Genomic DNA, 12,854 nt, shown 5'->3' with positions numbered 1-12,854 from the left:
ATTGTGGGAGGGAGCTTGCTCCAGATGTGGGAGTGTCAGTCAATTTATCTGTGATTGATTCTCCGCTATCGAGGCATGGGTATCTACACAACTCTTTGGTGCGACGCCGGACCTGTGGGAGGGGGCTTGCCCCCGATGGCGGCCTAAGAGCCGACCAGGATGCTGGACTTTGATCGAGTACATATCCGTTATTTGGGTAACGGCCGCTATTGGTTCCGCTTTTACAGCGGGTCACTTTGGAAAAGAGCCCCAAAGTAACCAAAGGGCTCTTGCCCCACCACTCGGCACCTCGCTTAGGCTCGGTGTGCCCGTAATCCGCCATGGATTTGGGGGGCCGCCGCCACGCGCCATCCATGGCGCGGGGCGGCTAAACCGGCATCCCTGCCGGTTTACCCCCCAAATCCCTGTCGAATTCCGGCCAGCGTGGTTTGACGGGGCGCTTAAGATCAAAGGCAGATCAAGAGCAAGAGCGGCTCGCTTCGCATCGTGGTTACCGTCGGCAGTGGCTACAAAAGTTGTGTAGATACCCATGGCTATCGAGGGCAAGCCCCCTCCCACATTTTGACCTCCATCAAGTAGAGACACTGTCTATTGCTTGAGGGCCGACTCAACTTTTTGCGCAACATCATCGGTCAACCACGCCTTCCACACCTCAGGATGTTCCTTGAGAAACGCCTGTGCCACGTCCCGAGGTGGCGTGTGGTTCTCGCTCATCTTCGCCAAGGCTTTGTTAAGCGGCTCGATAGGAAACTCGACCTTCTCGAAGAACCGGGTAATCTGCGGATGTTCTTGCTGAAACGGCGTCGATACGCCAATGCTCAATTTGGATGCCAGCGAGCGCGTAGGCTTGGGGTCAGTGTTGTCCGCGTCGGTCAGGGTCTTCCATGCATCGGCATCAAACGGCGGTTCTTCCAGCTGGATCAATTTATAGCGCCCCATCAACGGGGTGGGTGACCAGTAATAGAACAGCACCGGCTTGCCCCGGCGGATCGAAGACGCAATCTCGGCATCCAGTGCTGCGCCCGAACCACTGCGGAAGTTCACGTAGGTGTCGTCCAGGCCATAGGCCTTGAGCTTCTGTTTGTTGACCACTTCGGACGTCCAGCCGATGGGGCTGTTGAGAAACCGCCCCTTGCCCGGGGATTCCGGGTCTTTAAATACGTCCTTGTAGCGCGCAAGGTCCTTTACACTTTTCAGGTCCGGCGCCAGGGCCTTGAGGTTTCTGGACGGGTCGCCCTTGACCACGTATTCCGGCACCCACCAGCCTTCAGTGGCGCCTTTGACCGTGTCTCCAAGCCCTGCCACTTTGCCTTCGGCTTCAGCCTTGACCCAAACAGGGCTGCGGCCCGCCCACTCTTCGCCGATCACCTGGATGTCGTTCTTGGCCAGGGCGGTTTCCAGGGTGATAGTGGTGCCCGGCAAGGTGTCGGTGGGCAAGTCATAACCCTTTTCGACGATAAAGCGCAGTACTTCGGTGATCAGGCTGCCGCTTTCCCAGTTGAGATCGGCAAAATGCACCGGCGCCTGTGCGGCCGAAACCGGCAGTGACAGACTCAGGGCCGTCAATGACGCCGCCAGCAGTGACTTCAATCCTTTCATGCCTTTGCACCTCGCGTTTTCGCAGTCATGGCAAACGGCTTGGCCGCTAATGCGCGAAGCCTCTGAATAGTTAAGTCAACTCAACTGTAGTAGAGGTTCCGAAAGAGAAAGGTGCACAACGAATTTACCGACTATTCGCTGGCCTTGAACGTCACCAGCTCACCCTTGCGCCACTTGGCGGCTTTGCCCGTCACGGCCTTGAGGGTTTTGGTCAGCCCTTCCTGCAATTGTTCATGGGCGGCAAATACCAGCATCACGCTGTGGCCTTCCTTGAACACAATGCCCTGACCTTCGTTCGACGATACAAAGGCGTAGTCGCCGAGGCCGTATACGGTCAACTTGATATCGCGAAACTTCAGCTCGAACTTTCCGCCTTCGCGGCTGGGCAAAACAGCCGCACGGAAATGGTCACCCACTTTGAGTTCCAGGCGCGGCTTGTCATCCACGACCATTGCCGCTTCGGTATCGATCTCGGCAATGTAGATGCCTTCCGGCGTCTGTTCAGTGACGTAGACAAACCGGGATTGAAACTGTTTGACCAACTTTGCGCGCAAATCACCCAACACGAATAACGCGTGCATATCCAGATTACTGACTGCCAAGGAAACGCCCCCACATCAAGAAAGCGCTGGCCGCGGAAGCGGGCAGCACAAAAAAACGGCCGTTACGGCACGATCACACATTCGTCAAAAATCTGAAGACCACCCATAAGACCCGTACAGCCAACCGCGGTGGACCTAAAGCAAGGTCAGCCGGTGGCACAGCAAATCACAGGTTCAACGACCCGAGAATACGAGTCGACCAACTTCAGAGAATAACCCAGTCAGAAATGCAGTTTTCCGACACCCAAAACAAAAAATACACGGGCATGGAACCAGTTGCGAACTGCCGACGACAATACTAAAACAGCAGGCCGGGTCAAAACCACCCGAAACACCAAGAAAAGACAGGCTAACAAGATCGATCGACAGGAGCTGAGCATGCAACGACGTCAACACAACGCTACGTCCTTCCACTCTCGTTCATCATGTCCAGACGAACGCCAATACTACTGCTTACATAACCTTGATGGGTACTCCCATTCAGCTCTTTACCAAGTGGTACCGGCCGGAAAGAACTTCTTCCACATTCTTGAAGTGCCCAGTGGCAGGATCAAGGGGTTTCGCAGCGATCACAATAAAGCCTGTGAATTAGCCAAAACTCTGGAAGCCAACCTGCAAGCCCTATGCGGGGGGCTCGTTTCGTCACCTGGATGACTTTACTGCGCCGTCGCCCTTCAACAACTGCCATACTGACCCGTCCATTGAAGTTTGCCCCGTATGGGTCAGGTTTCATCAGTGCAGTTACCTTGAAGGGAAGGCTATACGTGACGGAATTTGATATTGGCGAATTTTTTATCCACGGCGACGCAAGGGAAGTAGACGGAGAGTTTCAAGCAGTCATTATCATGCGGGCCAAACCCCCGCTGACCACCGTGACCGCGCACCAGGTAGAAAAAGACCGCTGGTTCAAGACTGCAGACGCCGCTGCCATCGCAGCAAAAGAAGCCGCAAAAGCCCTGAAAACCGCCGTGGATTGCGGTGCACTAAACTCCTGATAATCCGATAGAACTCTGGCGTCCAATTCCCCTCACATGCATAACGATCAGTTGGCATGGAGAACACTATGGACACCACTATCCCTACCCTTGAAACCCTGTTCGATCAATTGGGCCTGGATTCCAGTCAGGAAGCCATAGAACGCTTCACCGCCGAGCATCGCCTGCCGGATGATGTGAAACTCATCGACGCGCCATTCTGGAGCGAACAACAGGCGAGTTTCCTCAGGGAGCAATTGCAGGTGGATGCGCAATGGGCACCTGCGGTGGATGACCTCAACGCACTGCTGCACGAGTCGCCGAAGGCTTGATTCAATGCAGGCTGTCTGACTGTTCCATGCGCAACAGCGCTTGCCAGGCAGCCTGGCACTCCTGCGCTTCATCGCGACTGGCAAAAGCGGTGCCGCGCTGTTCACCATTGAGCAACACCACCCAGCAGGCTTTCTGGCCCAGTGCGCGCAGGGTTTCAGGTACGCCACTGCCGATCATCACGGCCACATCGACTTTGTTTTGCATGGAAGTTCTCCGTAGCATTAGTTAGCTGCCTAACAATGTTGGCCATGCTACGGTTTTATTCCAGTTGGAAAAAGCTATCCTGGGAATAGCTTCATTGCATAAACAGCAACAATCCCGCCCCCCAGACGTAGACCGGATGATCTCGGAAGGCTTTTGCAGACGGGGCGGCCGACGCATTGGCAGGCGCCCCATTGCGCGCATCAGGCTTGACGCTGGTGCTTGTCGATCTGCTCGTGGCGCTCTTGGGCTTCGATGCAGTACTTGGTGGTCGGGCTGATCAGCAGGCGCTTGAGGCCGATCGGCTCGCCGCTGTCATCACACCAGCCAAAAGAATCTTCCTTGATGCGCTCCAGGGCGCGCTCAAGCTGCGGCAGCATACGCTGGTCGCGGTCGATGGCATTTACCAGCCAGGTGCGCTCTTCTTCGACGGAAGCCGCGTCAGCCGGGTCTGCCGGGGTGTCCAGGCTTTCAATGGCGATACGGTTCTGTTCAATGCGCTCGTGGTGTTCCACCTTCATGTCTTGCAGCAACTTCTCGAAAAAAGCGTGCTGTTCGGCATTCATGTAGTCATCCGCCGGCATGGCCAGCAACTTTTCCTTTGTCATTGATTTCTCTATAAAAAATACGTGCATTAAGGCGAATAAGGGAGCGTTCCGCAAGGCCTGTGCAGGTCTCGGAAGGGCGCCGTCCATTTCAAGCGCCACCCGGCACTCAATTTACGAGGGGCGGCAGTCTAAGGCCGACTTGAGGGCGCAGCAACTGAAAAGACAGGCATTTTTTCCCAATTAACCCCCAAAGGCACCAGGACGGGCTTGGCGAACGGTCATCGGAGTGCGTTTATAGCAAGAAATTCAGTGCAGTGGAGCTATATAGAAGACAAACGGTTGAAACAGACTGGCACGATACCAAATGTGGGAGGGGGCTTGCCCCCGATAGCAATAGTTCAGTCAACATATTCGGTGACTGACACACCGCAATCGGGGGCAGGCCCCCTCCCACATTTGATTGGTGCTGTCCTTGAGATAGGCTCAGCGCTTGAGCTTGCGCTTGTTGCGATACTGGTCGATCACCACTGCCACCACGATGATCAGGCCCTTGATGATGTCCTGGATATACGCATCCACACCGACGAAGGTAAACCCGCTGGCCATCACACCAAGGATCAACGCGCCGATCACGGTGCCGGTGATGCGCCCTACCCCGCCCGCCAGGCTGGTGCCGCCGATCACCGCGGCGGCAATCGCGTCCAGCTCGTAAGACATGCCCATGCCCGCCTGCCCCGTCGCGGCACGTGCCGAGGCCACCACTCCGGCCAGGCCCGCCAGCAGCCCGGCGATGCTGTAGACGATGATCAAGTGGCGCTTGACGTTGATGCCCGAGGTACGCGCCGCCTGCATATTGCCGCCGATGGCGTAGGTGTACTTGCCGTACTTGGTATAGCGCAGGGCGATATGGAAGATCACCGCCACCACCAGGAAGATGATCACCGGCATCGCACCATGGCCGATGGCCGTGTAGGAATCCGAGAGCATGCTCACCGGCTGGCCTTCGGTGTAGTAACGCGCCAGACCACGGGCCGAGACCATCATGCCCAGGGTCGCGATAAACGGCGGGATACCGGTCACCGCGATAATGCTGCCATTGATCGCCCCCGCCAGCAGCCCAACGCCCAGGCCCATCGCCACCGGGATCCACACCGGCAAGTCGGTCAGGGACGGAAACACCGCCCGGGAAAAGTCCGAGGTCTGCGCCAGGCTGGCCGCGATCATCGCCGACAAGGCCAGCACTGAGCCGGACGACAAATCGATCCCCGTGGTGATGATCACCTGGGTCACGCCGATGGCCAGCAGGCCGATGATCGAGACTTGCAGAATCATCAGCACCAGGCGCTGGGAATTCATCAAAAAGCTCTGGTCGCGAACGATCCAGCCGAACAGTTCAAACACCAGGCCGATACCGATCAGCACCAAAAAGATGCTCAGTTCGGTGGGCATGCGTCGACGGTTCTTCACCGGTGCCGTCGCCGGCTTGTTGTCTGTTATTGCGTTCATAGCCCATCACCTTCTTATTCTATAGATCAGTGGACCGCGGACATGCCGGAGGCCAACTGCATGACTTTTTCCTGGGTGGCCTCGGCGCGATCCAGGGTGCCCATCAGTTCGCCTTCATGCATCACCATCACCCGGTCGCTCATGCCAAGCACTTCGGGCAGTTCCGAGGAAATCATGATCACCGCCATGCCTTCGCTGGCAAGAAAAGCGATCAAACGATAGATCTCGGCCTTGGCGCCCACATCGATACCGCGGGTCGGTTCATCCAGAATCAGCAGCCTTGGGTTGGTCATCAACCAGCGCGCCAGCAGTGCTTTTTGCTGGTTACCGCCGGACAAGGTGTCGATGCATTGTTCCAGGGATGGAGTTTTTACCCGCAGCTTCTTGCACATGTCCTCACACAGGACGCGCAGGGCCTTCTGCTGGATAAAGCCGTTGTCCGAATAGTGCGGCAACACCGCCATCTCCATGTTTTCCAGCACCGACAGGCACGGGAACAGGCCGCTGAGCTTGCGATCTTCGGTCAATAGCGCAAAGCCTTTCTCGATGGCCATGTGCGGGTCGGTGATGCGCACCGCCTTGCCGTCCAGGGTGATTTGCCCGCTGGAGCTTGGGGTGATGCCAAAAATGGTTTCCGCCACATTGGTGCGCCCGGATCCCATCAGGCCGGCGATACCAAGAATCTCTCCGGCGTGCAGGTCGAACGAGACGTCCTTGAACACGCCGTCCAGGCTCAGGTCGCGTACGGACAACAGCAAGTCCCCTATCGGCGTCTCGCGCACCGGGAATAACTGGCTCAGCTCACGCCCCACCATCATCGAGATCAGGCTGTCGCTGTTCATGCTGTCGGCCCGTTGCAGGCCGATGTACTGACCGTCGCGGAACACCGCCACTTCATCGGCAATGGCGAACACTTCGTTCATTTTGTGCGTGATGTAGACGATGCCTTTGCCCTGGGATTTGAGGTCGGCAATGATTGAAAAAAGGTGGGCCACTTCCTTGTCAGTAATGGCCGAGGTCGGTTCATCCATGATCAGGATGTCGGAGTCATAGGACACCGCCTTGGCAATCTCGACCATCTGCCGCTCGGCGATGCTCAGGTTACCCACCTGCTCTTCAGGGTCGAGGTTGATGCGCAAGCGCGCCAGCAACTCGGCGGTGCAGCGGTGCATTTCGCGGTGGTTGACCATATGCAGGCTGTTGAGCTGCTCGCGGCCGATCCAGATGTTCTCGGCGATGCTCATATGGGGCATCAGGTTGAGCTCCTGATGGATCATGGCGATCCCGGCCTTTTGCGCCGCCAGCGGCGTCTCAAAGGTAATGGGCTTGCCACGCAGGCGGATTTCCCCGGCGTCGGGCTGGTAGATGCCGGCGATGATCTTCATCAGCGTCGACTTGCCCGCACCGTTCTCGCCCATCAACGCCAGCACCGTGCCGGGGCGCACCCGCAGTTGCACGTCATCAAGGGCCACAACTCCGGGAAAGCCTTTGCTGATGTTGAGGATTTCCAGCAGGTAGGGTTCGTCCAGCGGCAACGGCTGGATGCCCGGGGGCTGCGAGGCAGCGGCTTGAGCAAGCATAAGGAGGTACTCCATCTGCAGGGCGGCCGTGGCCGCCCTGCCGGCTTATTGTTGTTATGTCAGGGCTACTTGAAGTCTTTGACGTTGTCCGGGGTGATCAATTGGAATGGGATGACAATGTTCTGTTCGATCGCCTCATTCTTCGCCATCTTGCGGGCCGCCTCTAAAGAGCCAACTGCCTGGCCTTTGGCGTCCTGGAACACCGACACAGTCATTTCGCCCTTAGTGATCGCGTTCAAGCCATCCGGTGTGCCGTCGACACCCGCAATCAACACGCTGCCCGGTTTGGTTCCGGCCGACTTCAAAGCCATGGCTGCACCAATGGCCATTTCATCGTTGTTGGCGAGTACTGCATTGAACTCACGGCCCTGGGTCAGCCAATCGTTGACCAGGGTCATGCCCTTGTCACGCAACCAGATGCCGGTTTGCTCCTGCTCGATTTTTATGTCTGGGTATTGGGTCAGGATCGCCTTGATGCCCTTGGTACGGTTGGTAGTGGAGTTGTTCGCCAAGTCGCCCAACAGGATCACGATCTTGCCCTTGCCGCCGAGTTTATCGGCGACGTACTGCATCTGCAGCTTGCCGGCTTCTTCATCATCGGAAGTCACAGCTGCCACACCTTTGGGCAGGTCTTTTTGGTCGGGCCGACGGTTGACGTACACCAGCGGGATCCCGGCTTCGATCGCTGACTTGCTGATCCGCGCCGTAGACGCGGTGTCCACCGGGTTGACGATGATGGCGTCGACTTTCTGGCTGATAAAATTCTCGACCTGGCTCAGCTGCTTGACCACATCGGCGCGGGCGTCCTCGAACTGCAATTGCACCCCATCGCCCTTGGGATAGGACTTGGCTTGCTTGTCCATGTACTCACGCACGTTGGTCAGGTAGGTGTCATCGAACTGCGACATGCTCACGCCGATCTTCAGATCGGCAGCCATGGCAAAACCACTGCCCAGCAACATGCACAGGGCCAGCGCGGTAAAACGGATCGGGGTCTTCATGAACGGTCTGTCTCCACTTTCTTGTTGGTTTTTTCGACGTTGCGTTTATCAGGACTCGGCTGTCAGTCGCACCACGGGCGCGCCTGGGAGGCAGCAAACCAGCGCGCCCTGGCTTTCGACGCACAGCACGTTGAGGAAGGAGAAGTAGAACGGCCGGGCGCGGGGCAGTCCGCGTGGCGCTTGGGCGGGGCGTAAAACTCGCAGTACAGCGTTGAAGATTTTCATCTGACGGTACCTGGTTGTTTTGATCTTGTTTTTGTTGAGTCGCCCGTTGGGCCCGGGACGTACTTTATGCAACCTGGAAACGACTGTATTAGAAAATAATTTCCATATCAACCTGTTTTAGAATTTTATTCTATTTTTGTCAAAACCACCTGTTGGCGCTCGGCGCTCAGGCGCGCGGCGTCCAATATACGGGTGGTTTCCAGGGCGTCATAGGCGCTTACCGGCAGCGGTCCCTGCCCTTGCACGGCCAGTTGCAACTGGCGATAAAACTGCGTCCAGCAGCCCTTCTCCGATGGCACCCGCTCACGCTCCGCGCCTTGTTCGAACCAGCCCCAGCGCCGATGCTCCTCAAAGCCCCAGTGCTCGCCTTCGGTCTTCGGCGATTTACCGGCGATCAGCGCGTCCTCCTGGCCGTCCAACCCTTCGACGGTGTAGCACCCCAGCGTGCCGCTGACACGAAAGCGCGGCGCCTGGCTGTTCTGCAAGGCGCTGCCCCACAGGTGTGAAATGACGCCGTTGGCATGGGTCAGGGAAACAAAAAAACCATGGTCCAGCGTGGGATGTTCCTGGGTGTACTGCAGCTGGGCGAACACCCGATCCACCGGCCCGAACAGTTGCAGCGCCTGATCGACCAAGTGGCTGCCCAGGTCCCGCAGCCACCCGCCGCCGCTGGCATTGCCCAGTGCCTGGGGGCTGTAGCGTTCCACACGGGATTCAAAGCGGGTGATGGTGCCCAGGGCACCGGCATCGATCAGTTTGCGCAGGGTCAGGTAATCCGAGTCCCAGCGCCGGTTCTGGTAAACGCTGAGCAGAGAGCCCTGGCGCTCGGCGGCAGTGATCAGGGCCTGGGCCTGCTCGGCGTTAGCGGCAAAAGGTTTGTCGCTGACCACAGCCACGCCGTGTTCGATGGCTTCCAGTACCAATGCCGGGCGACCTTTAAGGGTGGTGGAAATCACCAGGGCGTCAACGCCGGCTTCGACGATCTGGCCGATGGAATCGAAGGCTTTAACACCAGGAAGATCAGTACTTAATTGCTGGCGACGTTCGGGTGAACGCGTCACCACGCCGACAAAGGTAGCGCCAGGCAGGGTGGCGATCAGCGGCGCATGAAAAAAGCGCCCACCGTGGCCGTAGCCCACTAGTCCGATTCGCATGCTCAACTCCAGAATTGATTTGGGAACCCAAGCAACTGTGGGAGCTGGCTTGCCTGCGATAGCGGTGTGTCAGGCACTGAATCTGCCACTGATAGACCGCTATCGCAGGCAAGCCAGCTCCCACCATGTTAACCACATTTCTTCAGTGAGTTAGCCGTAGAAGCGCGGGCGATCCGGCAGGCTGACTTTCACAATCTGCCCACTGCCCTGCGCTTCAATGCAGGCATCCGCCGCCACCGCCGCCGCAAACCCATCCCAGGCTGACGGCCCACCGACCTGCCCGGCGCGCACACTGTCGATAAACGCCTGCAACTCGACGTCATAGGCACCGATAAAGCGATCCTTCCAATCCATCAGGATCGCATTGGACAGCTTCGCACCGCTGCGCAGTTGCACCTGAGACGGCTCCGGCAGTTTGGCGATACCGGTCTCCCCCACCACTTCGCACTGGATGTCGTAGCCGTATTGGCAGTTCACAAATACCTCCACGTCGATACGCGTGCCCTTGGCAGTTTCCAGCAGCACGATCTGCGGGTCGCGCAGGTGGGCCAGGGCCTTGCTGGTCTTGCGCGGAAACACCACCTGCACAGACACATAGTCGTCATTGAGCAACCAGCGCAGCACGTCCAGCTCGTGAATCAGGGTGTCGGTGATCGCCATGTCAGTGTTGTAATTCTCGCCCACCGTCGGGTTGCGGTGCGCGCAATGCAGCATCAACGGCTCACCGATCTGGCCGCTGTCGATCACAGCTTTCAAGGCCCGATAGCCTTCGTCATACGGACGCATGAAGCCCACCTGCACCAGGCGCTTACCGTAAGCCACTTCGGCCTCTACAATCTTGCGGCAGCCTTGTGCGGTAACCGCCAGGGGCTTTTCACAGAACACCGGTTTGCCGGCGGCGATGGCGGCCAGCACGAACTCTTCGTGGCTCGGCCCCCACGAAGTCACGAGGATCGCTTCAACCTCTGGCGAGTTGATCAGCGCATGGCCGTCCGGGTACACCTCGGCGTCCAGCTTCAACTCCGTCACCACCTGCGCGGCCTGCGCAAGGTTGATATCAGTGACCGCCACCACCTGGCTGTTGAGCAAGGTCTGGCTGCAACGACGGATATGGTCCCGGCCAATGGCGCCCGTACCGATCACTCCAAGCTTTAAAGACATGCAAACACTCCTCTTGTTATTAGTACTGCCGGGCCTTGGCCAGCTGTTCATTGAGTTTTTTTGCCGCTGCATTTGTACGTTCACTGGTGGACACCTGCGCCACACCCACCCGCCACCATGACAGGTAGCCGTGGACCATGGTCTTGGGCAGCACCTTGATATCGATCAGCGTGGATACGCTTTGCGTGCGCGCATCGGCCAGGGCCGCTTCCAGCTGCTCTACCGTGCTGACCTTGTAGGTCTTGCAGCCATAGGCCGCCGCACTCATGGCGAAATCCACCGGCACCAAACCGCCGTCGAGCTTGCCGCTCTCTGGGTTACGGAAGCGGAACTCGGTGCCGAAGCTGTCCATGCCGTTGCCGATCTGCAAGTTGTTGATGCAACCAAAGGCCATGTTATCGAGCAGCACCACGTTGATCTTGCGCCGCTCCTGGATCGAGGTGGCCAGCTCCGAGTGGAGCATCATGTAGGAGCCGTCACCGACCAGGGCATAGACCTCTTTGCTCGGCTCGGCCAGCTTCACGCCCAGGGCAGCATTGATCTCGTAGCCCATGCACGAATAGCCGTATTCGACGTGATAGGTATTGACGCCCTTGCTGCGCCAGGCGCGCTGCAAGTCCCCGGGCAGGCTGCCGGCGGCGGCGACGATGATCGCATCGTCGGCCAGCGTCTGGTTGAGCACGCCCAATACGCGGCTTTGGGTCAGGCAGGAGCCGGTCAGTTCGATAAACTCGCGCAGTACGGCGCGGTCCAGAAGGTCGTCAACTTCCGGCACAAAGTCATCGCCTGAGTATTGCACCTGGTGCACGCGATCCACTTCGGCATCCAGTTGCGTTTTGGCGTCAGCGATCTGCTCGCCCCATCCCGAACGGTAATCGCACAGGGCGTCGGCCAGCGCTTCAAGCGCGACTTTCGCATCCGCGAGCACTTGCACGCCGTCCAGCTTCAACGCGTCGCAAGGGTTGATATTGAGATTGAGAAAGGTCACATCGGGATGCTTGAACAGCGATTTTGACGAGGTGGTGAAGTCGGTATACCGCGTGCCGATACCGATGATCAGGTCCGCCTCGGGAGCCAGCAGGTTCGCCGCCAGGCAGCCGGTTTCACCGATGCCGCCGACGTTCAGCGCATGGCTGGAGACCACCGCGCTTTTACCGGCCTGGGTTTCGGCAAAGGGAATCGCAAAGCGCTCGGCAAAGGCTTGCAGTGCCGCATTGGCGCCGGAGTACTTCACCCCGCCGCCACAAATGATCAACGGTTTGCGCTTGCCGCGAAACGCTGCCAGCGCATCACCGATCATTGCGGCGGTGGCCGGGCGCCGGTCGATACGGTGCACGCGCTTTTGCAGGAAGTAATCGGGATAGTCCCAGACCTCGGCCTGCACATCCTGGGGCAACGCCAGGGTCACCGCGCCGGTTTCGGCTGGGTCGGTCAGCACGCGCATGGCGTGGATCGCTGCGGTCATCAGCTGTTCAGGGCGGTTGATACGGTCCCAGTATTTGCTCACGGCGCGAAACGCGTCGTTGGTGCTGATGCTCAGGTCGTGGAACTGCTCGATCTGCTGCAACACCGGGTCGGGCTGACGGCTGGCGTAGACATCGCCGGGCAACAACAGCAACGGGATGCGGTTGGCCGTGGCGGTGGCTGCGGCGGTGAGCATATTCGCCGCACCGGGGCCCACCGAGGCCGTGCACGCATAGATCTTGCGGCGCAGGTGCTGCTTGGCAAACCCGATGGCGGCGTGGGCCATGCCTTGTTCGTTGCGGCCCTGATGCACCACCAGGTCGCCACCGTCCTGCTCAAGCGCCTGGCCAAGCCCCAACACATTGCCATGCCCGAAAATAGTGAATACCCCGGCGACGAACTTGCTCTGTACGCCATCGATCTCGATGTATTGGTTATCCAGAAACTTCACCAGGGCCTGGGCCATGGTCAATCTTGTTGTGGTCATCATTTGCACCTTGTATGAA

Annotated in this window: 12 protein-coding genes; 2 read left to right on the top strand and 10 right to left on the bottom strand. The window is 58.3% G+C overall.

What is annotated here, in order from left to right:
• Positions 1–588: 588 nt before the first annotated feature.
• Together TX23_RS14730 and TX23_RS14725 are read right to left on the bottom strand one after the other, a co-directional pair.
• Positions 589–1,599 carry an ABC transporter substrate-binding protein gene (locus TX23_RS14730; RefSeq protein WP_057702782.1) on the bottom strand — a complete coding sequence of 337 codons (1,011 nt, stop codon included), beginning with the start codon at positions 1,597–1,599 and terminating at the stop codon, positions 589–591.
• Positions 1,600–1,730: 131 nt separating this feature from the next.
• A complete protein-coding gene (locus TX23_RS14725; RefSeq protein WP_186560256.1) occupies positions 1,731–2,180 on the bottom strand; it encodes a hypothetical protein in 450 nt (149 codons plus the stop codon).
• A 785-nt stretch (positions 2,181–2,965) separates the two neighbouring features.
• Here TX23_RS14725 and TX23_RS14720 point away from each other — a divergent pair.
• Together TX23_RS14720 and TX23_RS14715 are read left to right on the top strand one after the other, a co-directional pair.
• Positions 2,966–3,196 (top strand): hypothetical protein, encoded by a 231-nt coding sequence (locus tag TX23_RS14720; RefSeq protein ID WP_057702779.1) that lies wholly within the window; start codon positions 2,966–2,968, stop codon positions 3,194–3,196.
• A gap of 68 nt (positions 3,197–3,264) precedes the next feature.
• Positions 3,265–3,507 (top strand): DUF2789 domain-containing protein, encoded by a 243-nt coding sequence (locus TX23_RS14715; RefSeq protein ID WP_057702778.1) that lies wholly within the window; start codon positions 3,265–3,267, stop codon positions 3,505–3,507.
• 1 nt (position 3,508) lies between these two features.
• Here the strand turns inward: TX23_RS14715 and TX23_RS14710 are convergent, their stop codons facing one another.
• The 8 genes from TX23_RS14710 to iolD all read right to left on the bottom strand — a co-directional run bounded on the left by TX23_RS14710 (position 3,509) and on the right by iolD (position 12,835).
• Positions 3,509–3,712: a hypothetical protein gene (locus TX23_RS14710; protein ID WP_005787746.1), complete on the bottom strand. Its 204-nt coding sequence runs from the start codon at positions 3,710–3,712 to the stop codon at positions 3,509–3,511.
• A 200-nt stretch (positions 3,713–3,912) separates the two neighbouring features.
• Positions 3,913–4,317, bottom strand: a complete 405-nt coding sequence (locus TX23_RS14705; RefSeq protein ID WP_003191666.1) for a TraR/DksA family transcriptional regulator — start codon at positions 4,315–4,317, stop codon at positions 3,913–3,915.
• A 423-nt stretch (positions 4,318–4,740) separates the two neighbouring features.
• Positions 4,741–5,763: an ABC transporter permease gene (locus TX23_RS14700; protein WP_003191668.1), complete on the bottom strand. Its 1,023-nt coding sequence runs from the start codon at positions 5,761–5,763 to the stop codon at positions 4,741–4,743.
• A gap of 26 nt (positions 5,764–5,789) precedes the next feature.
• A complete protein-coding gene (locus TX23_RS14695; RefSeq protein WP_057702777.1) occupies positions 5,790–7,343 on the bottom strand; it encodes a sugar ABC transporter ATP-binding protein in 1,554 nt (517 codons plus the stop codon).
• Positions 7,344–7,408: 65 nt separating this feature from the next.
• Positions 7,409–8,344 (bottom strand): sugar ABC transporter substrate-binding protein, encoded by a 936-nt coding sequence (locus tag TX23_RS14690; protein ID WP_057702776.1) that lies wholly within the window; start codon positions 8,342–8,344, stop codon positions 7,409–7,411.
• Positions 8,345–8,694: 350 nt separating this feature from the next.
• Complete coding sequence (locus TX23_RS14685; protein ID WP_057702775.1) at positions 8,695–9,723, bottom strand: Gfo/Idh/MocA family protein; 1,029 nt, start codon at positions 9,721–9,723, stop codon at positions 8,695–8,697.
• A 150-nt stretch (positions 9,724–9,873) separates the two neighbouring features.
• A complete protein-coding gene (locus TX23_RS14680) occupies positions 9,874–10,884 on the bottom strand; it encodes a Gfo/Idh/MocA family protein (RefSeq protein ID WP_057702774.1) in 1,011 nt (336 codons plus the stop codon).
• A gap of 19 nt (positions 10,885–10,903) precedes the next feature.
• The gene (iolD, locus tag TX23_RS14675) at positions 10,904–12,835 is read right to left on the bottom strand and encodes a 3D-(3,5/4)-trihydroxycyclohexane-1,2-dione acylhydrolase (decyclizing) (protein WP_057702773.1); all 1,932 of its coding nucleotides are present in this window, start codon (positions 12,833–12,835) and stop codon (positions 10,904–10,906) included.
• Positions 12,836–12,854: the final 19 nt, after the last annotated feature.

It is taken from the genome of Pseudomonas paralactis (assembly GCF_001439735.1).
Taxonomy (GTDB): domain Bacteria; phylum Pseudomonadota; class Gammaproteobacteria; order Pseudomonadales; family Pseudomonadaceae; genus Aquipseudomonas; species Aquipseudomonas paralactis.
This window is presented reverse-complemented; position numbering and strand designations above follow the sequence as displayed.